The organism is Solwaraspora sp. WMMD1047, from assembly GCF_029626155.1.
GTDB lineage: Bacteria > Actinomycetota > Actinomycetes > Mycobacteriales > Micromonosporaceae > WMMD1047.
The window spans coordinates 659,286-679,052 of the sequence record NZ_JARUBL010000001.1 but is presented as its reverse complement, the minus strand read 5'-3'; the positions used below and the strand labels follow the sequence as shown (position 1 = coordinate 679,052).

The 19,767-nt window shown below is 70.4% G+C and carries 20 protein-coding genes; 5 read left to right on the top strand and 15 right to left on the bottom strand.

Annotated features, from left to right (window positions below):
• The first annotated feature begins 56 nt into the window (after positions 1 to 56).
• From O7627_RS03130 to O7627_RS03120, 3 genes are all read left to right on the top strand, one after another.
• Positions 57 to 584 (top strand): glutathione peroxidase, encoded by a 528-nt coding sequence (locus O7627_RS03130; RefSeq protein ID WP_278091998.1) that lies wholly within the window; start codon positions 57 to 59, stop codon positions 582 to 584.
• A 71-nt stretch (positions 585 to 655) separates the two neighbouring features.
• Positions 656 to 1,957, top strand: a complete 1,302-nt coding sequence (locus O7627_RS03125; protein ID WP_278091997.1) for a sensor histidine kinase — start codon at positions 656 to 658, stop codon at positions 1,955 to 1,957.
• Positions 1,948 to 2,631 (top strand): response regulator transcription factor, encoded by a 684-nt coding sequence (locus O7627_RS03120; RefSeq protein WP_278091996.1) that lies wholly within the window; start codon positions 1,948 to 1,950, stop codon positions 2,629 to 2,631. Before O7627_RS03125 ends, O7627_RS03120 begins: the two co-directional genes overlap by 10 nt.
• 126 nt (positions 2,632 to 2,757) lie before the next feature.
• On the opposite strand, the gene O7627_RS03115 is transcribed toward O7627_RS03120, so the two are convergent.
• From O7627_RS03115 to O7627_RS03065, 11 genes are all read right to left on the bottom strand, one after another.
• Positions 2,758 to 4,422 carry a hypothetical protein gene (locus O7627_RS03115; RefSeq protein ID WP_278091995.1) on the bottom strand — a complete coding sequence of 555 codons (1,665 nt, stop codon included), beginning with the start codon at positions 4,420 to 4,422 and terminating at the stop codon, positions 2,758 to 2,760.
• Positions 4,423 to 4,513: 91 nt separating this feature from the next.
• Positions 4,514 to 4,984, bottom strand: coding sequence for a hemerythrin domain-containing protein (locus O7627_RS03110; RefSeq protein ID WP_278091994.1), 471 nt, complete (start codon positions 4,982 to 4,984; stop codon positions 4,514 to 4,516).
• A gap of 169 nt (positions 4,985 to 5,153) precedes the next feature.
• Positions 5,154 to 6,374, bottom strand: coding sequence for an MFS transporter (locus tag O7627_RS03105; protein WP_278091993.1), 1,221 nt, complete (start codon positions 6,372 to 6,374; stop codon positions 5,154 to 5,156).
• Positions 6,375 to 6,408: 34 nt separating this feature from the next.
• On the bottom strand, positions 6,409 to 7,071 hold the full coding sequence (locus O7627_RS03100) for a GntR family transcriptional regulator (RefSeq protein WP_278091992.1): 663 nt from the start codon (positions 7,069 to 7,071) through the stop codon (positions 6,409 to 6,411).
• Positions 7,072 to 7,211: 140 nt separating this feature from the next.
• On the bottom strand, positions 7,212 to 8,543 hold the full coding sequence (locus O7627_RS03095) for an MFS transporter (RefSeq protein ID WP_278091991.1): 1,332 nt from the start codon (positions 8,541 to 8,543) through the stop codon (positions 7,212 to 7,214).
• Positions 8,544 to 8,547: 4 nt separating this feature from the next.
• Positions 8,548 to 9,738: a M24 family metallopeptidase gene (locus O7627_RS03090; protein WP_278091990.1), complete on the bottom strand. Its 1,191-nt coding sequence runs from the start codon at positions 9,736 to 9,738 to the stop codon at positions 8,548 to 8,550.
• Between the two features lie 34 nt (positions 9,739 to 9,772).
• The gene (locus O7627_RS03085) at positions 9,773 to 11,542 is read right to left on the bottom strand and encodes an iron ABC transporter permease (RefSeq protein WP_278091989.1); all 1,770 of its coding nucleotides are present in this window, start codon (positions 11,540 to 11,542) and stop codon (positions 9,773 to 9,775) included.
• 5 nt (positions 11,543 to 11,547) lie between these two features.
• Positions 11,548 to 12,660, bottom strand: coding sequence for an extracellular solute-binding protein (locus O7627_RS03080; RefSeq protein ID WP_278091988.1), 1,113 nt, complete (start codon positions 12,658 to 12,660; stop codon positions 11,548 to 11,550).
• The gene (locus O7627_RS03075; protein WP_278091987.1) at positions 12,657 to 13,373 is read right to left on the bottom strand and encodes a cysteine hydrolase; all 717 of its coding nucleotides are present in this window, start codon (positions 13,371 to 13,373) and stop codon (positions 12,657 to 12,659) included. The genes O7627_RS03080 and O7627_RS03075 overlap by 4 nt, the downstream gene beginning before the upstream one ends.
• Before the next feature lie 40 nt (positions 13,374 to 13,413).
• Complete coding sequence (locus O7627_RS03070) at positions 13,414 to 14,175, bottom strand: isochorismatase family cysteine hydrolase (RefSeq protein WP_278091986.1); 762 nt, start codon at positions 14,173 to 14,175, stop codon at positions 13,414 to 13,416.
• Between the two features lie 31 nt (positions 14,176 to 14,206).
• Entirely contained in the window at positions 14,207 to 15,397 is a 1,191-nt protein-coding gene (locus O7627_RS03065; protein ID WP_278091985.1) for an ABC transporter ATP-binding protein, read from the bottom strand.
• 238 nt (positions 15,398 to 15,635) lie between these two features.
• On the opposite strand from O7627_RS03065, the gene O7627_RS03060 reads away from it, so the two are divergent.
• Together O7627_RS03060 and O7627_RS03055 are read left to right on the top strand one after the other, a co-directional pair.
• Positions 15,636 to 16,322, top strand: coding sequence for an ALF repeat-containing protein (locus tag O7627_RS03060; protein WP_278091984.1), 687 nt, complete (start codon positions 15,636 to 15,638; stop codon positions 16,320 to 16,322).
• Between the two features lie 136 nt (positions 16,323 to 16,458).
• Positions 16,459 to 16,881: a hypothetical protein gene (locus O7627_RS03055; protein WP_278091983.1), complete on the top strand. Its 423-nt coding sequence runs from the start codon at positions 16,459 to 16,461 to the stop codon at positions 16,879 to 16,881.
• Between the two features lie 15 nt (positions 16,882 to 16,896).
• On the opposite strand, the gene O7627_RS03050 is transcribed toward O7627_RS03055, so the two are convergent.
• The 4 genes from O7627_RS03050 to O7627_RS03035 all read right to left on the bottom strand — a co-directional run bounded on the left by O7627_RS03050 (position 16,897) and on the right by O7627_RS03035 (position 19,719).
• Positions 16,897 to 17,790 carry an RNA polymerase subunit sigma-70 gene (locus O7627_RS03050; protein WP_278091982.1) on the bottom strand — a complete coding sequence of 298 codons (894 nt, stop codon included), beginning with the start codon at positions 17,788 to 17,790 and terminating at the stop codon, positions 16,897 to 16,899.
• Entirely contained in the window at positions 17,787 to 18,635 is an 849-nt protein-coding gene (locus O7627_RS03045) for an alpha/beta hydrolase (RefSeq protein ID WP_278091981.1), read from the bottom strand. The genes O7627_RS03050 and O7627_RS03045 overlap by 4 nt, the downstream gene beginning before the upstream one ends.
• Before the next feature lie 242 nt (positions 18,636 to 18,877).
• Positions 18,878 to 19,195: an NIPSNAP family protein gene (locus tag O7627_RS03040; protein WP_278091980.1), complete on the bottom strand. Its 318-nt coding sequence runs from the start codon at positions 19,193 to 19,195 to the stop codon at positions 18,878 to 18,880.
• Positions 19,196 to 19,248: 53 nt separating this feature from the next.
• A complete protein-coding gene (locus O7627_RS03035; protein WP_278091979.1) occupies positions 19,249 to 19,719 on the bottom strand; it encodes a nuclear transport factor 2 family protein in 471 nt (156 codons plus the stop codon).
• Positions 19,720 to 19,767: the final 48 nt, after the last annotated feature.

The window sequence follows — 19,767 nt, the reverse complement described above, 5'->3', positions numbered from 1 at the left end:
GCCGCCATCTCCACCACCGATCCGGCTCTTGGGCGCGGCGCGGGTAGCGTCAAGCCATGCCAGTACTCGATGTCGAGATCGACGCGCTCGCGGGCGGGTCCGCACACCTCACCCAGTACCGTGGCCGCGCGGTGCTCATCGTCAACGTGGCCTCCCGGTGCGGGCTGACCCCGCAGTACGCCGGCCTCCAGGCGCTCGCCGACCGGTACTCCGACCGCGGGCTGACCGTGCTGGGCGTGCCCTGCAACCAGTTCCACGGGCAGGAACCCGGCACCGCCGGGGAGATCGCCGAGTTCTGCTCGACCACCTACGGCGTGACCTTCCCGCTCACCGAGAAGGTCGAGGTGAACGGCTCCCACCGGCACCCGCTCTACCGCAGGCTGGTCGACACCCCCGACGACGACGGATACACCGGTGACATCCGGTGGAACTTCGAGAAGTTCCTCGTCGCGCCGGACGGCACGGTGGCGGCCCGGTTCGGCCCTGAAGTGGAGCCGGAGTCCGCGGACCTGGTCGCGGCCGTGGAAAAGGCGCTGCCACCGGACGCCGGCAGTCCGGGCCAGGGCGGCGGCGCGGCGCGGTAGGGCTGGCCATACCGTCAGGTGTAGCCGCAGACGGCTGGGAGCCGGCCACCGTCGCGCATAGCGTCACCGGCGTGGACATTCAGAACCCGCTACAGGCCATGCGGAGCCGACGATTCCTGCTCGGTAGCTGGCCGTGGCGCTCCGCCGGTTACCTGCTCACCGCCGTACCCGTGATGGGGGTGGCCGGACCGCCGCTGACGCTGCTCGGGCTGCCGTGGCTCTTCGTGCTGGTGCCACACAGCCGCAACGAGCAGTCGCTCGGCACGACCGCGCTGCTGGTGCTGATCGGCGCGCTCCTGGTCGGCGCGTTCGGTCCGCTGGTCGCCGTCCCGCTCGGCGTGGTCGAACGCGCCCGGCTGCGGTTCGCCGACGACCGGCCGGTCAGCTCCGGGCACCGGCCGGCCCGCCTCGGGTCCTGGCTGCGGACCCGCTACACCGAGGAGGCCACCTGGCGGGCGTTGGCGTACGCGCTGCTGCTGGTCACCGTCGGCACGGCGGTGCTGGCGGTGCTGGCCATCCTGGTGCTGACAATCATGGGGCTGGTCGCCGCACCGTGGCTGGTCGGCACCGGGGACGCCATCCAGCTCGGCGTGGTGACGGTCGACGACCCGGCGACCGCGCGCTGGTGGGCGCTGGCCGGCGTGGCGCTGCTGCCCGCCGTACCGTATCTGGTTGGTCTGGTCGCCGGCGGCCACGCGGCGCTGGCCCGGGCGCTGCTGCACCGGCCACCCGACGAGCGGCTGCGGACCGAGCTGGTCGAGGTGACCCGGTCCCGGGCCCGGATGGCCGACACCTTCGAGGCCGAGCGGCGGCGCATCGAACGGGACCTGCACGACGGCGCCCAGCAGCGGCTGGTCAGCCTCACCCTGCAGCTCGGCATGGCGCGGCTCGACCTGCCCGCCGACTCGCCCGCCGCGGCCAGCGTGGATTCCGCCCACGAGCAGGCCAAACAGCTGATGGACGAGCTGCGGGAACTGATCCATGGCATCTATCCGCAGGTGCTGGGCGATCTCGGGCTGCCGACCGCGCTGCGTGAGCTGGCCGAGCGGGCGCCGATCCCCGTCGAGGTCGACACGGACCTGCCCGCCGCACCCGCCCGACCGGCCGAGGTGGCCGCGTACTTCATGGTCGCGGAGGCGCTCACGAATGTGGTCCGGCACAGCGGGGCCACCGAGGCCCGGGTCACCGTGCGACGCTCGGGCGGGACCATCGTGGTCGAGGTCGGCGACGACGGCCGGGGTGGCGCCGATCCGGCGGGCGGCACCGGCCTGACCGGGCTCGCCGACCGGGCCGCCGCGGGCGGCGGGCGGATGCTGCTCTCCAGCCCGCCCGGCGGCCCCACCCTGCTGCGACTGGAGTTGCCATGCGGGTAGTACTGGCCGAGGACGGCATGCTGCTGCGCGAAGGCCTGGCCGGGCTGCTCAACCGGTTCGGCTTCCAGGTGGTGGCGGCCGTCGGCGACGCCGAGGCGCTGCTGGCCGCCGTCGCCGAACACGACCCGGATCTGGTGGTCACCGACATCCGGATGCCGCCGGGCTTCACCGACGAAGGGCTCCGGGCCGCGGTACGACTACGCGCCGACCGCCCCGAACGCCCGGTGGTGGTGCTCAGCCAGTACGTCCGGCAGCGCTACGCCGCCGACCTGCTCGACTCCGGCAGCGGACGCGGGGTCGGCTACCTGCTCAAGGACCGGGTGGTCGACATCGCCGAGTTCGTCGACTCGCTGCGCCAGGTCGCCGCCGGCGGCACGGTGGTCGACCCCCAGGTGGTACGCCAACTGCTGCGCCGCCGCGTCGACCCGCTCGCCCGGCTGACCGCCCGGGAACGCGACGTGCTCGCGTTGATCGCGGAGGGGCACTCGAACGCCGCGATCGCCCGGCGGCTCACCGTCACCGACGCGGCCGTCGGCAAGCACGTCGGCAACATCCTCGCCAAGCTGGACCTGCCGCCGACCGACGACGCCAACCGGCGGGTGCTCGCCGTCCTCGCCTACCTGCGCGGCGGCGACGGCCCGGCCGGGCTCAGCGACGACGGCGGGACCGGATGACGGCCCAGATCACCCCGCCGGTCACCAGCCCGGTCGACAGCAGACAACACATCATCAGGATCAGCGCGTGCCACGGCTTGACGGCTCCCATGTCCGAAGAGGATAGGGGTGGCGGCCACCGGCCCGTCAGCGACCCAGCAGGGTATGGCCGATGCTGTACGCCCCGACGTCCGGGCCGGTCCACCAGGTGACCGGGGTCAGGCCGACGAGGGTCCGGGTCGTCGGCGCACCTCCGACGCCCGGCCGGCGTGGCACGTCGAACCGGGGAGCGATCTGCACCGCTATTCCCCCTTCGCCCTCGAAGCCGCTGGCGGCGAGCATGTCCAGCGGGCCGGTGCCGTCGAGATTGAGAATGGCGGTCGCCTCGCCGAAGTAGTCACCCTCCTGGGCCGGCCCGAAGCTGTGTACCGGCTTGCGCCCGTCGGAGCCCGGCGGTGCCTGGGTCAGCAGCACCGAGCCGGCGCCGGTCAGGCCCTGGGCGGTGCCGGGGATGAGGAACACCGCGCCCGCGTCCCGCACCTCGCCCACGTCGTAGGCCAGCGCCCCGATGAGCACGTCGGCGCGTCCGTCGCCGGTGACGTCTCCGACGGAGAGACTGGACCCGAAGTGCGCGTACGTCCAGCCGTCGACCACCTGGTCGTCCGGATCACCGGGGACTCCCGGGGTCTCCAAGCCGACCACCCTGGCCCGCGCGACGTCCAGACCGGCCGGGGTACCCGGCACGTAGGCCAGGTAGCCGACCCAGCTGCGCGGGGCGGCGGCGACCAGGTCACCGTCCCCGTCGCCGTCGATGTCGGCGATCGCCATGCCCTCGCCGACAGCCGAGATGCCCAGGCTGTCGCCGAGGAAGGAGGTCACGCCGGTGACGGTGACCCCGCCGGGGCCGCCGCGCAGCAGCATCACGAGTCCACCGTCGAACTCGTCGGTCCCCGCACCCTCCGACGGCGCGCTCACCGCCAGGTCGGCGTACCCGTCGCCGGTCATGTCGCCGATTGCGACGTCCGCACCGAAGGTGTCGCTGGGCTCGGCGGTGCCCGGCACGCCGGCCGTGTCCTGGGTCAACAGGTGAACGCCGGTGGTGGTCAGACCGGTCGCGCCACCGTAGAGGACGGTGACCGAGCCGGCGTTGGCGGCGCCGCTCACGGTCTCGCCGGGGGCACCGATCGCCAGATCGTCCCGGCCGTCGCCGTTGAGGTCACCGGCGGCCAGGCCGGAGCCGAAGAACTCGTACTCGGCCATCTCCCCCGGTACCCCGGCGGTGTCCTGGTTGACGTGCTGCAACCGGCTCAGGTCGATCCCCTGCGGGCCGCCGTAGAGGATCCAGACCGCGCCACCGAAGGCGGCCCCGGTCGGGGTGAACTCGCCCTCGTTGGCGACCGCGAGGTCGGCGTACCCGTCCGCGTCGAAGTCGCCGGAGGTCAGCACGTCGCCGAAGTTGGGCCGGGTGGGCGAGGTGATCGGCGCGGTGATGTGATCGCGGTACGGCAGCCCGGAGTAGTCGACGACGATGCCGTAGCCGCCCGGGTGGAACCAGCCTCCGACGACGGTCTCGTCGATGCCGTCGCGGTCCAGGTCCAGAGCGGACGTCGCCGCCGTGGCGGTCAGCTTCGGTGCGGCCGTACCCGAGGAGGTATGGCGCGCGACGACGAGCTCGGCGCCGTCCCGGCTGATCCTGGTCCCGGTCGTGGTTGGTACCGGCTCGGCCGGCGCCGCGGCGGCGGCTCCCGGCAGCAGACCGGCCAGCAGGACCGCACCGGCGGACGCCGCGCACCAACGCGTCAGGACACTCATGCGAACTTCTCCCCCGCACTCGAAGTCGCAACATCATGACAGGCGCATCGGCGCCGCGCCTCGGCCGTCCGGCCGACTCCCGGCAGGCCGGTCACAGGTGACCCAGCGCCACCTCCGGGTCGACGTCCAACGCCAGGGCCTCCAGCACGGTGAGCAGTTGGCGCTCCTCGTACCGGAAGTGCGACTCCATGATGGCCCCGACGCCCGCCAGGTGCCGGGCCAGCTCCTCCGGTGCGGCGGCCCGGTCCACGGCGGCCTGCAGCCCGCCCAGCAGGTGCCCGATCATCGAATGGTCCTGCCGCAGGTAGCGCAGCGTCTCCCGCAGCTGCGGATGCTGCTGCGCGATCGCCGGGAACAGGTCCCGGTCCTCGCCCTCGTGATGGCTGGTGAGCGCCGCGCAGAACCCGTGGCAGAACAACAGCAGTTCCCTGGTCGCCGCCTGGGCCGGCTCACCGGCGGCCACGGCGTCCTGGGTCACCGCCAGCGCTTCGCGCAGCCGGCCATGGACCCGGCGCAGTTCCTGACTCCAGGCGATCAACCTGGACTTCTCGCCCTCACCCACGGGTGACGAGCGAAGGGACGACTGTCACGTCGTGCTCCCTTCGGTCCGACGCCTCCATGTCTGACACGGCCTGCCACCGACACGCGACGCTGCGGCCACCTTATCGCGCCGCCGCGCCCCGCGCTGCTGCCGGCCCGGGTCCCGCGGCGGCGTGTGAATGCGCCGACGGTCAGGTGCTGGTGCTGAAGATGTTGCGGGACGCGGCGAATCCGAGCACGGTCGCGACGACGACGACCACGCCCACCGTGCCGACGCCCGCCAGCGCCACCAGGGCGCCCACCGCGATCGGACCGGTGGTCTGGCCCACGCTGCGGGACAGGCTCTCGGTGGCGGCGGCGGTCGCGCGCAGCTCCGGGTTCCAGTGCACGCTTATCGCCACCGACAGCGGCATCAGGGCGCCCAGGCAGGTGCCGAGGAGAACCAGCGTCAGGGCGACGACCGCGACGTCCAGCCCGGCCAGGGCCACCGCGGCGTAGGCGCTGGCCGCGAGCGGAATGACCAGGTACAGCCGGGTGAAGAGCAGCTCGCGGGTGATCCGCTTCAGGGACAGCCGGTTGATGAAACTGCCGGTGAAGACGCCGCACGGGATCAGGATCGAGATGCCGACCCGGGCCAGCGTGCTCAGGTCGTCGGAGAGCCGGTCGAGCAGCACGCTGACGCCGAAGTGGCTGCCCTGCATGGTCATCCCGATCCCGATGCTGGAGAGGATCAGCCACTGCCGCCGCCGTTCCCGCAGCATCGCGCGGATCGCCGACCCGGTCAGCCGGATCCGCTGCCGGAACGGAACGCCGGGCGCGTGCGCGGCCGGCGGACGTTCCCGTCCCAGCCGGGCGATCACCACGACGCCGAGCAGGATGCTCGCGTAGACCGCCCCGACCGCGAAGACGACGACCGGCCGGTCCAGCGCCGCCGCGAACGCGCCCAGCGCGAGCGCCGAGGCGGCGCCCATGCTGACGAACGTCTGCAGCAGCGAGTAGCCCCGGTCGCGGGCCTTCGGGTCACCGACGGTCAGGTCCGCCACCAGCGCCTGCCCGCAGAGCGCGATGGCGCCGCTGGCGAGGCCGGTGAGCAGCCGCCCGACGGTGAGGACGGCGTAGTTCTGGTACAGGCAGAGCAGGACCGACACGACGGTGTTGACCACCATGCCCGGCACCAGGATCCGGCGGACCGGGACGAGGTCGAGCAGCGGGCCGGCGAACACGCCGGCGGCCGCGGTGGCCACGCTGTGCACGCCGATGGTGATCCCGATCTGGGCGGCGCTGAGGTCGAGGCTGCGGCCCAGCCCCACCGAGATCGGGATGTAGGCGAGCTGGGTGAGCGGGTTGAAGAAGACCAGCAGTCCGGGGACGGCGGTGGCCAGCCGGGGCCGGTGGTCCGCGCCGCCGGTCACCGCCCGCCGCCGATCAGGCGCGGCGGGTACGGCCTCAGTCGGTCGGCCGGTTCTCCAGGAAGGCTTCCATCTCGTCGAAGGCGACGGAAGAGTGGGTCCGGAAGATCGTCTCCGCCGCGTCGAGGTCCCGGTCGCGGCAGGCCTTCAGGAAGCGTCGGTGCTCGTCGAGGCCGTCGAGCCGGCGCTCCTTCGACCGGGTGAACGCGACCGAGAGCATGCCCGGCGTGGCCGACCGCAGGGACAGCAGCATCTGGGTGAGCCGCGGCGACCGGGCGGCCTGGTAGAGCAGCAGGTGGAACGCCCGGTTCAGCTCGACGTACTTGCCGAGGTCCGGATCGCGCTCCATCTCCTCCTGCATCCGTTCGGCCTCGGCCAGTTCCTGGGCGGTGATCCGTTCCGCGCAGAGCCGGGCGGCCAACGCCTCCAGCGTCTCGCGCAGCAGCCGGATGTCGCGCAGTTCGTCGGCGTCGATGGCGGTCACCGTGGCGACCTTGCGGGCATGAACCTTGATCAGACCCTCGGCGGCCAGGTCGCGCATCGCCTCGCGTACCGGGGTGGGGCTGACGCCCAGCATCCGCGCGATGTCGATCTGCACGATCCGCGAGCCGGGCTTGAGCGTGCCGTTGGCGATCGCCGAACGCATCCAGTCCCGAACCCGTTCGTGGACGGTTCCGGAGATCCCGGCGAAGGACGTCACCTCGTGGTCCCCGAACGCCACAGTCCTGCCCTCGATTCTCCTCGCACCGCGGCGCACCCTCCGGAACGCCGGCGAATGCCTCGATTCTACAGAATCGAGTTGACGATGGGTGACCCTTCGATGCGCCGTACGCCACCATCTCAGGCCCGACCCACCCGACGCCCGGCGTCGGCGCCAACATCGGCATCGGCCCCAGCAGCGTCGGCGTCGGCGAGTGTCCAGCGGCGCAGCGCCGTCAACCGCCAGCCCAGGAAGGCCATGATGACCGCGCTGGCCAGACCGCCGGAGACCATCGCGAACGCCGGACTGGTGACGCTCGCCGTCACCCCGGCCCGGGCGTCCCCGAGCAGCGGTCCCCCGGTGACCACCCCGATGTGCACGGCGGAGAGCCGTCCGCGCAGGTGGTCCGGGACGCTGAGCTGCAGGACGGTCTGCCGGAACACCGCCGACACCACGTCCGCGACGCCCGCCACCATCAGCAGCGCGATCGTCAGGGGCAGCCAGTGCGACAGGCCGAAGCCGGCGATCGCCAGCCCCCACACGATTATCGAAATGATCACCGCGCGCCCCTGCCGGGTCACCGAACTGACCCAGCCCGAGGTGAGCGCCCCGATCAGGGCACCCGCACCCGGGGCGGCGTGCAGCAGCCCGACGGTCACCGCGTCGCCGCCGAGCTGGTCGAGGGCGATCGCCGGGAACAGCGCGCGGGGCATGCCGAAGAACATCGCGTTCAGGTCGGCGAGGAAGCACCCCATCACCGCACGCTTGCTCCGCAGATACCGCAGCCCCTCGATCACCGACTGCAGGCCCGGCCTGGTGACCGCGTGGGCGGGCGGCATCGGGCGCATCCGGCTGAGCACCGCGACGGAGAGCGCGAAGGAGAGCACATTCAGGCCGTACGTCATCGACAGCCCGAGCGTCGCGATGATGACGCCCGCGATCGCCGGCCCCACGATCGCGCCGACCTGGGTGAGGGTCTGGTTCAACGCGAACGCGGACGGCAGGATCTGTCGGCGGACCAGACCCGCGACCGAGGCGCTGCGTGCCGGACTGTCCAACGCCGACAACCCGGCCGTGATCGCCACCAGCACGAAGATGGCCCAGATCGGCGGTCGGTCCAGCAGCGCCAGCAGGGCCAGGCCGCCGACCACGGCGGCGAGCAGGCCCTCGGTGACCAGCAGCAGCTTGCGGCGGTCGACGGCGTCCGCTACCGAGCCCCCGAACAGCGAACAGGCCATCAGCGGAAGCAGCTGCGCGAGGCTCGCCAGACCGACCATCAGGGTCGAGTCGGTGAGCACGTAGACCTGGTAGGGCACGGCGACCCGGGTCATCTGGGTGCCGAGGATGGCGATCGCGTGCCCGGTCCAGAGTCGCCGGTAGTCCGGTGACTCGCGCAGCGGGGTGATGTCGATGACCAGGCGGCGCCGGACCGACCCCCGGTCCGGGCGCCCCCGGTTCTCCGTGGCCGTCACGAGGTCAGCCGCACCGGAAGAACGCCCGGGGCACCGCGTGCAGCGATTCCAGACCGGTGGCGGTGACCTGGAACATCTCGCCGTACTGGACGCCGGCCAACCCGTCCGGGGTCACCACGTTCGGCTGCACCACCAGACACATCCCCTCCCGGTAGACGAAGCCCTCCGGCTCACCGCGGTAGGTCTGGTGGGTGCGGACGATGGCGGGCAGCTGCGCGCAGCCGTGCACCAGATCGTCGTAGATCGTGAAGCCCAGCCGGTCGGCGACGTCCGCCGCGTCGAGGATGTCGGAGACCGTCGAGCCGGGTCGGATGACCGCGCGGACGGCGTCGAAGACCTCCAGCGCGGCGTCGTGCATCCGGGCGTACAGCGGGGTCGGGTCGGCCCCGATGGTGTAGCTGCGCAGCACCTGGGCGGAGTAGCCGGCGTAGTTGGTGCTGAGCTCCACCACCAGCGCGTCCCCGGCCTGGAGCCGGCGGTCGGACTGGTGCTGGCACGGGATGCCGCCGCGCGGGTCGGACATCTGGGTGGCGACCATGAAGTGGATGCCGTTGATCCCGCCGTCGGCGAGGTAGCTGTCCTCGACGATCCGGGCGAGTTCGTGCTCGGTCAGCCCCGGCCGGGCCTGTTCGGCGATCGCCAGCGCCGAGGCGTCGCACATCCGGGCCGAGACGGCCAGCCGGGCCAGCTCCTCCGCGCTCTTGACCTGGCGCTGGTCGACCAACTGCCCGCCGAACTCCACCCACTGCACGCCGGGGAGGGCCGCGGTGAGGCGGGCGTGCTCGCGCCAGGTGATGGTCCCGGCCAGCCCCACCCGCCCCGACGAGATGCCGCGTTCCCGGAGACAGTCGATGAGGGTGGGGACGGTGTCGACCGAGCCGGTCGGGGCCGAGCCGCCGAAGCGTACGTCGGGGAACCGGGCCATCCGGCGGGCCAGCGGCAGGTGATTGGAGAGCTGGATCAGCATCGTCGGCTCACCATGGCGCGGATAGAGCACCCACGCCTCGCGGGTCGACCACCAGTCGCTGAGATACAACACGTTCGGGTCCCGCCCGCCGCGCCCGCAGACGACGACGAGTTGCAGGTCGAGGGCGTCCATCCTGGCCCGGACCTCGGCGTCACGGCGGTCGAACTCCGCATCGGAGAAGCGGGGATAGTCGCGGTCGGTGAGCGGCTCCTGGGTGATGGTGGTCATGAAGATCCCAATCTTTCGGGGGTACGGGAGTGGTTCAGAGGCCGCCGTCGAGTCCCATCCGGGCGTTGAGGCGGTTGTAGCCGACGAGGCCCACCAGCAGTACGGCGAAGGTGACGATGCCGAACGCGGCCAGGGTGGAGAACTGTCCGTCGCCGGCCATGTCGAACATGACGACCGCCGCGGTACGGGTCTGCGGACCCGCCAGGTAGAGGGTGGTCTGCAGCTCGCGGAAGCTCATCACCATCGTGATCAGCGCACCCGCGAGCAGGGCCGGCGACAGCAGCGGAACGACGATCGTCCAGATCGCCCGCATGAAGCTCGCCCCGGCCACCTGCGCGGCCTCCTCCAACTCGGAGCTGATCTGCAGCATCCGGGCGCTGACCAGCCGCGACACCACCGCGATGATGAGCGTGATGTACGCGATCACCAGCGCCGAGTGGGTCGCGTAGATCGGCAGCGGCAGGATCAGGAAGATCCACAGGAAGCTGACCCCGACGATCACGTTCGGCAGCGCCATCGGCACCGAGGTCAGCAGATAGAGCAGCCGGCCGCCGGTGACCCGTCGGGCCGAGTACCACGCGGCCAGGGTCGACAGGGTGAGGACCCCGAGGCTCGCGAGCACCCCGACCAACAGGCTGTTGGCGAACCCCTGGGCGATGTTCGGCGCCTGCAGCGCGGACACGTAGGACTGCAGCGAGAGCGACGTGACCGACTCCAGGCTGAACTGCCGGAAGAACGGGTTCAGCGACATCCAGAGCAGCATCAGCAGCGGCAGCAGGATCACCACCGTGAGGACCAGGAAGGCGAGGATCCCGACCGGCACCCGCCACCGACCCAGATCGATGCGTACGGAGGAGAAGTTCTTGCCGCTGATCACCGCGTACCGCTCCCCCGCCTGGTTGAACCGGTCGTACCACCAGATCATCAGCACGGCTCCGGCCAGCATGAAGACCGCGTAGGTGGAGACCAGACCGACGTTGCTCGGCGGTGTACTCGTCCGCAGGTAGATCTCCGAGGCGTACGTGAAGATCCGTTCGTTGACCCCGAGGAACCACGGGATCTCGAACGCCTCCCAGGCCCGCATCAGCGCCATGATCGCGACCGCGGCGATGCCCGGCGCCGCCAGCGGGAGCGAGATGTCCCGCACGGCGCGCAGCTTCGACGACCCCGCCACCTCGGCGGCCTCCTCCAGGGAGGAGTTCATCGACGAGAAGACGGTCACCACGAACAGGTAGACCATCGGCACCATGGTGAGGCCGTTGACGAGGATGAGGCCCTTCATCGAGTAGACGTTGAAGAGGGTGCCGTCGGTGCCGGTGAGGTTGCGCCAGGCCACGTTTATCGCCCCGATGCTCGGGCTGGCCAGGAACGTCCAGGCGATCGGAACGAGAATGCCGGGCACCGCCATCTGGACGATGGTCAGCACCCCCACCAGGTTCCGGAACGGCACGTTGGTCCGCGCGACGATCCAGGCCAGGAACGTGCCCAGCACCAGGGCGACGAGCGTGGAGCCGCCGGCGAACTGGACCGTGGTCCAGGTGACGCTCAGCAGCCGGCCGGAGCTGAGCGCGTCGCGGAAGTTGTCCAGCGTGAAGGTGAGGGAGAAGAAGTCGGCGTCGGTGGGCCGGGCGTCCTTCACGCTGGTGAACAACAGGATGGCGATCGGCAGTGCGACCTGGGCCAGCAGAATGACCAGAACCAGCCCGTACACCGCCCCGCGGAGGGAGAGCACCCCCCGCAGGGCGGCGAACCGGGTGGTCCGGCCGGTGATGCGTCGAGCCCGGCCTTCCACGAGAGCTGTCATGTCGGTCAGCCCGTCACGAAAATCGACTGGTGCTGCTCGACCCGGGTCTCGTAGTCACCGAAGTTGTCGGTGGTCTCGAAGAACAACTCGCTGCTCAGGATGCCCTCCGCCGACGAGGGAATCGGGGCACCCGGCTTGATCGGCACCTTCACGACGGCCTCGCCGACCTTGTTCTGCCAGTCGTCGCTCATCAGCCACTCCAGGTAGAGCCGCGCGGTCGCCGGGTGCGGCGCGTTCCTGAGCGCGAAGTACATGTCCGGCTGGGCGATCGTCACCGGGGTGGTGACGATGTCGACAGGCGCTCCGTCGGCGATCATGTCCCGGATGGTCCGCGTCGCGCTCTGCGGCAGCGCGACGTCGAACTCGCCCGCCGCCAGCTTCTCCAGGCCGTCCGCGCCCGAGTAGACGACCGGCTCGTTGGCGGCGATCGCCTTCATCAGATCCAGGCCCGGCTGCTCACCCCGCTCCGCCAGCATGCCGGCGAACCAGTCGAGCTGATCGATGTTGATGCCGAACCGGCCCTTCCACGTCGGGTCGGTGAGGTCCTCGTACGTCTTCGGCGCCTCCGCTGCGGTGACCTTGTCGGTGTTGTAGACGATGTGGAACGTGAAGAAGTCCGCCACCGAACAGACGCAGTCCGGGTAGGCGCGGTCGGCCGGCAGGCCGGCCTCGCCACGCGGGTCGTACGCCAGGCAGAGGTCCTCGTCCCGGCAGAGGGTGTTGTCCTCCAGCGGGCCGCCCTGGATGATGTCGGCGCTGGCGCGACCGGCGGCGTCCTCGGTGATGATGCGCTCGATGAGTTCGAGCGTGCCGCCGGAGGTGTACTCCAGCTTCACCCACGGGTACTTCTCGATGAAGAGGTCGATCTGCTTCTGGGCGGCGGCGGCTGGGGCGCTGAAGTAGTAGCTGAGCACGCCACCCTCGGCCTTCGACGCCTCCTGAAGCTTGGTGAGGTATTCGGCGTACTCCTCGTCGGTCATGTCGATCGTCGACGCCACGGCGAGTTCCTCGGGCAGCGCCGCCGCCTCGGCCTCGGTGTCGCCGCCGCACGCCGACAGCGCCAGTACCAACGCGGTAAGCGGCGCCGCGATCTTCGCGGCGTTCGGGGTCCCTCTCATGTCGCCACCTCCGTCGACGCGGTCTGCAGCTTGGCCGCGAGTTCCGCCAGGGTGAGCACCCAGCCCTGGCAGCGGCCGAGCTGCTGGAGCCCCAGCTCCTGCAGGTCCTCGCCGAACCAGGTCGCCACGCACTCGCTCACCGTGATCACCTTGTACGCCTTGCAGCTCGCGTCGTAGGCGGTGGACTGGATGTCGGCGTTGGTGTTGGCGCCGGCGAGAATCAGCGTGTCGACGCCGAGCGCCTTGGTGAGCCACTCCAGGTCGGTCTGGTAGAACGCGCTGAGCGACTTCTTGGTCTTGATGATGTAGTCGGTCACGGCGACCGACACCGCGAAGTCCGGCTCGAACGTGCCGTCCTGCACGTCGATCGACTCGTCCGGCACCGGGCCGTACGGGCTCGGCGACTCGCCGACCGCGGCCCACGCCCGGTTGACCCGGGTGTTGGCGCTGGCCTGCGCCTCGACCGGCCGCAGCGCCGACAGCACGTGGATGACCGCCGTGCCGGTCTGGCGGGCCAGCGTCAGCAGCCGCTCGGTGTTGGCGAGCAGCTCGTCGCGTACGCCGGGCGGGAAGGGCGCGGTGGGGGTGAGCCGGCGCTCGGTCATCTCGACCGTCAGCACCGCGGACCTGGCCGGGATGATCGGAACGGCGTCGTTGATGACCTGGAGGAATTCCTGGCGGTCGTAGACGTCGATCGTGGGTCCGGTAAGCATGTGGGGGTGATCCCTTCGCTGGTTGAAGCGGGGTCGGGGGTCAGACGCCCGCCATCGCGGGCGCGGCGGCGGCAGCCTTGGCGGCGGTGAGCCGCTCGACGGACTCGGCGGCGGACATCGCGAAGCCGATGGTGCGGGGGTAGTTCTGCAACGCGAACTCGTGCAGGTCCTTGCCGTGCGTGGAGCCGACGGCGTCGGTGACGATGATCGGCGTCCAGAGCCGGTTGTAGGCGTCGAACGAGAAGTTGGAGACACAGTTGTTGGTGTTGATGCCGACCACGAAGAAGGTGTCGACACCGAGGCAGCGGATCAGGTGCTCCACGTCCGTCGACAGGAAGCTGCTGGTCATCTGCCGCTTGGTGTTGATGATGTAGTCGCCCTTCTTGGGGCCGAGGATGGGCATCACGTCCCACTCGAAGTAGCCCTCGGGGGCGTCCGGGTGATAGCCCGGCCTGGGTGGGGTGCCGTAGGGCGTGCCGGGCCGGCCGGTGCTCTGGACGATCGCGGTGCGCGGCTGCATGCCCCGCTCGACCGGGCGCTGGTAGACCATGACGTGGATGACCGGCAGGCCGAGCTCCCGGCCGGCGTCCAGGAAGGCGGCGGCGTTCGGCAGAATCCGGTCCGCCACGTTCTGCGGGAACGACGACCAGTCCTTGTCGATCTGGCGGACGTGCATGTCGATCTGCACGACGGCGGTCTTGGTGAAATCGAGTTCCAGCGCGTCGTTCATCCTGGCCAGGGTCGCGCCGCGGTCGATGACCTCGACGGCGTGGCTCTTGGGGTGGACCTGGTTGTAGGTCATGCGTTTCTCTCCTCTGATCTGGGTGTTGAGGTCACTGCCCGGCCGTGCGGATCGGGTGCAGGACGACGTGGTCCGGTTCGATCCGCACGTGCACGGGGGCGCCGGGGGTGGCCCCCGCGCTGCCGCTCACCCGGGCCGTCACCAGGTGGCCGGATTCCAGCTCGACGACCAGTTCGGCGAACGGGCCGAGGAAGGACGTCGACTTCACCGAACCGGCGAGGGTCGGCGTCGCCGGGTCGGGATTTCTGAGCTGCAAATGCTCCGGACGGACGGTGAGTACGACGGCTTCGGAGACGCGTACCGTGTCGTGCGGTCGGCGCGCGACGTGCAGCCGCCCGATGTCGGTCTGCACCAGCCAGTGGTCGTCGTCGGCGTTGACGACGGTGCCGTTGAGGGTCTCGCTCTCGCCGACGAAGTTCGCCGCGAAGACGTCGGCGGGCCGCGAATAGACCCGGGCCGGGGTGCCCTGGTCCTTTATCTCGCCGCCCTCGAGCACCAGAATCCGGTCGGAGACCGCCATCGCCTCCTCCTGGTCGTGGGTGACGTAGAGGACGGTGATGCCGAGCCGCTGCTGCAGGTCGCGGATCTCCTGCCGGACCTCCTTGCGCAGCTTCGCGTCGAGGTTCGACAGCGGCTCGTCGAAGAGGATGAGGTCGGAGCGGGACACGAGCGCGCGGGCGACCGCCACCCGCTGCTGTTGGCCGCCGCTGAGCTTGGTGGCCGAGCGCTGCGCCGCGTGGTCGAGGCCGAGCAGCTCCAGCACCTCGGTGGTCCGGGCCTTGATCTCCTGCTTCGACAGCCGGCGACGGCGGAGCGGGTAGGCGACGTTGTCGAAGACGGTCATGTGCGGCCAGATCGCGTACGACTGGAACACCATGCCGATCTGGCGTTGCGCGGGGGTCAGCCGGACCCGCCGCTCGGAGGAGTAGACGACGCGCCCACCGATGGAGATGTCACCGGAGGTTGGGGTTTCCAGCCCGGCGACCGAGCGCAGGATGGTCGTCTTGCCGCAGCCGCTGGGGCCGAGCAGGGTGACGAACTCCCCCTTGGCGATGTCGAAGCTGACCCCGCGTACGGCGTGCACGTCGCCGTCGCTGGTGCGGTAGTGCTTGTGGAGGTCGACGATCGACACCATCGGCGCGGGCTCAGGGGTACTTGGCAGCAGCACCTCGTTGAGGGGTTCGGCTACCTCCACGGGAGGCGCGCTCTGCGTCACGGTCATCTCACTCCCTTCTCTATAGACTAGAGACGACCTTAGGTAGACCTTGTTACGCCAGAGCGGCCCTGAGTGTTGCGGTGCGGTTAGCGAGCCATTGCGGTCCCGCTACACAACGAGGTCAGCGACTCGCCGCCCCTCCCGCGCGACACCTGCCTCCACGGCCGGCCCCGGCCCCCCGCAGCGGGCCTTCCATCGACGGGGTAGCATCCCGCTGTTTGTCTGACACGGGGAGGAAATAGATATGCGTTGGAAGATTCCGGCCGGCATCCTCATGGCGCTGGCCTTCGTCGTTCCGGCGGCACCGGCGGCGGCCCAGCCCGAATCACCCGGGTACGACGAGTCCTGCCAGATCGTCGAACGCAAGGTTTACCAGGACGTCCGCGAGCTCCTGACCCTCGACCTGGACACCGCCGACGACGCTGAGGTCGAGGCGCTGGCCCAACAGCTCCTCGCCATGGCCGAGGCCGACGCGCTGCCCGTCCTGTCGCGCGAGCTGCAGGAGCGGTCGGACAGCGTTGCCGATCTGCGGGAGTTCCTGAGGTCGGACGTGCGGGCCGCCTGGACGGCGGATCTGCGGATCACGGTGACCCGGACGCTGACGGACGCCGGCACCAACGTGCGGGCGGCCGCAGACGAGGCGCTCAGGGCCGGCACCATCGACGCCTACCTGGCCTACCTGAACGACGGCCTGTACGCCGCGCGTGAGCTCGACTGCGCGACCCAGCCCAGTCCGACGCCGGGCGCGACGACCCCCGCGCCGACCCCCACCTCGTCGGCCAGCCCGGGCGCTTCCGACGGCGCGGGCGGCGGCCTCCCCGTGACCGGTGCCGACACCGGGACCGTGGCGGTCATCGGTGCCGTCCTGCTGCTCCTCGGCGGCGCCGGCTACCTGATCGGACGCCGCCGCCGTTCCCGCTTCGTGGCATAGCCCACCCGACGCGCCCGGCCCGATGCTCCATCGGGCCGGGCGCGATCGTCTGCGACCGATCACTGGCACGGTGGCAGGACATCCAGGCGGGCGATTCCGCCGTACGAACTTCGTCTCTTTCCGGACGGGGGTTGTCGTGCCGTTCCTGGTGTTCGTCCTCGGCGTGGTGCTCGCCGTCGTGGGCCTGATCGCCGACAGCAGTGGCGTGGGGTGTCTGGGTGCGGTCGTCGCCGGCCTAGGGGTCCTGTGGTTACGCCGCCGGTATGTCACAGCACGTCCACCGGGCGCGGCCGGATTCGACGCGCTGCGGGCGCAGTCGGTATCGGCCAAACGTCGTGGTGACTTCGCCGAAGCCGAACGGCTGCTGATGCGCGCGGTCGACGCTGGCGATCCGGAGGCGATGTTCGACATGGGGCGCCTGATCGAGGAACGCGACGGGATCGAGGCGTCTGAACGATGGTTCCGAATGGCCGCCGAGCACGGTCACAAGGTTGCCCGCACCGCATTCCAGCCCGGCGCGATGTTCAACCGTGACGGCACGACCCCGCTCGACCACTAGCGAGGTTCTCGCTTGTCAACCGAACTCGTTGACGGCTGTGCAGCGTCGCACGAGCGCAGGGTCACCGAAAACGGTTACGCCGGCGATGCCGTCCCGGCGAGCGTCGAGCACCGCGATGCCGAACGGTTGCCCGCACAGATGGGCGGTGACCCCGGGCTGGCCGTTGACGATCACGCGGTCCATCCGCCAGTCGCCGGGGCGACCAACCGCCATGGCGAACACCCGGGAACAACCAGCCACGCCGGCGAACCACCGGCGGTCAGGCAGCAGCTCCAGCGCGACATCCACCCGCAGGACGGTCATCAGGGCATCGATGTTCGCCGTCTCGAACGCGGTCACGTACGCGTCGAGCAGCCGCCGCGCCTGCGGGGAGGTGGGCTCGACGACGTCGTCGGGATCGAAATCGACCTCGGTCAGCCGGGCACGGGCGCGTTGCAGGCTGCTCTTCACAGCGGCGACCGACATGTCCATCATCTCGGCGACCTGGGCGGCGGGGAACTCCAGCACGTCGCGGAGCAGCAGCACGGCCCGCTGGGCCGGTGGCAGCGTCTGCATCGCGGCGACGAACGCCAGCCGCAGGTCGGCGCGGTCGCCTGGAAGCGGCTCGATCCACGTCTGCGGCGGCAGCACGTCCGGTTGCCCGGCCACGTCGTCGGTGGGCGCACCGATTCCCGATGGCAGGGCGCGCCGGCCACGATCCCGGGCGACGTTGAGGCACACGTTGGTCGCGATGCGGTGCAGCCACGTCCGCACCGACGACCGCTCCTCGAAGCCGCCCCAGGCACGCCAGCCGCGCAGATAGGTCTCCTGGACCGCGTCCTCGGCCTCATGCCAGGACCCGAGCATCCGGTAACTGTGCGCCAGCAACTCGCCGCGCAGCGGGGCCGCCACCTGCTCAAAATCGCTCATTTGACCAGTGTCGACCGCAGCCACGATCCCGCCTCACCAACCGCCTCATCGGCCACCCTCGTGCGACCGGCCGCCATCTGAAATGTGTGCACCTGGCCCGGGAACTCGTCCAGACGGACCTCGACACCAGCGGCCCGCATCCGCCGAACCAGCCGCCTGCTGTCGTCCAGCAGCGCCTCCTCCGCTCCGACCTGAAGATACGTCGGCGGCAACCCGCGCAGATCGGCGTACACCGGCGCCGCCAACGGATCGTGCGGGTCCGCCCCGGCCAGGTAGCCGGCAGCCAGCCCGCGGACCAGTTCCCGGGTGAAGAACGGATCGCTGCCCTTGTCGTACGAGGTGCCGTCGGCGTCGAGATCGGCCCATGCCGACATCAGCATCAACGACGCCGGTATCGGCAGACCCTCCTCCCGGACGCGTACCGCGAGGCCGATCGCCAGCGTCGCACCGCAGGAGTCGCCGGCCACGGCGATCGGACCGACTCCGCTGCCGAGCAGCCACCGGTAGGCCGCCGTCACGGTGTCGAGCTGACTGGGGAACACGTGCTTCGGCACGAGGCCGTACTCAACGGCGAACGTGTTCACCCCGGCCGCCCGCGCGAGGTGACCGAACATCCTGCGATGAGTGGTCCCCGACCCGCTTATGAAGCCGCCGCCGTGGATCGCCAGGATCACCGGCCCGGCCGGGGCATCCGGCGGACGCAGCCACAGTCCGGCCGGCTCGTCGACGCGCACGGTCTCTACGCCATCCGGCTCCGTGGCCAGCGTCTCCCAGGCCGGGGTCTGCTCACCCCGTGCCCACGCCTCCCACAGGGCGCGGTTAGGGTCCCTCGTCGTTGTCGTCATGACGGATAGACCCCGGGCGAGCCGGAAAGGAATCGGTACCGTCGGAAGATGGTCGACGGCGGTGCGGCTGCTGTAGGTGGCTCTTGCCCGGTCGGCCCTGTCGATGTCGTTTCCCGCAGAAGGGACCGAGCCTCCGCAATGAGAGAAATCTGGTCACGCCGCCCGGATCCGGTCGCACGTCCCGGCGCTGACCCGGATGACCCCACCGGCGCACGGAAACCACCGTGACGCACGGACGACGTTCAGGCCAAGGGAGATCCCGCGACCGGATCGAGCAACAGTTCCTCGGCTCCGATGATGTCGTTGAGGTCGAAGCCCTGCATGTCAGCCGCGAACTCCGGGCTCGCCACGAAGGCGGCGGTGAACTCGGCGGGGTCGACGCCCTCCCGGAAGGAGAGCAGGGCGACCAAGCGGTGCGCGTCACGATCGTGAGCGGTCCACAAGCCACGCACGGTGACGCCGAACTGCGGCATGCTGGCGATGTGCCGCGACCAGTACACAGTGGCGTACCTCTCGAGCGCCTCTGTCGTACGCAGGGTATAGATCCTGGTTTGGTACATGGTCAGAACTCCGTTCGAGCGGTGGACCGCCGGCGGACGCCGTGGGGTGGTGTCTACGCGGCGGTGGCGACGGTCTTGGCGGCCTTGATTGCCGACTCGAAGTCGGGGCTGGCACCGATCTGGGCAAGCCACACGTTCGCCGCGTTGTAACAGTTGAAGGTCTCGATCTTTCCCTCACGCAGGTACCAGAAATCCGCCGTCGGAACATCGATTCGGTGACCAGTCGGACCGATCTCCCCGATCGGAGTCGGGAACCCGCCAAGGTGCGTTCCCTGGATCCGCAGCTCGACGGCCACGACGTCACCGATCGCATGCACCGCGAGGAGCTCACGGTGGATGTCGGGAAAGGCGCTGGCGAGGCCAGCCAACGCCTGCGGGATCTCGTTCCCCCGGAAGGTGAGCGCGTTCGGCACATCGTTGAACGTTCCGTCCACGGCGAACAGGGCACGGAAACCCTCGCCGTCCAGGACGCTCCCTTCCGCCAGCCGGTAGGCCTCCCGGACGATTTCTTCGTTGCTCGTCATTTCAGCTCCAGGTCTCGTCGACTCATCTTCACGTCGCAACGGCCGTTG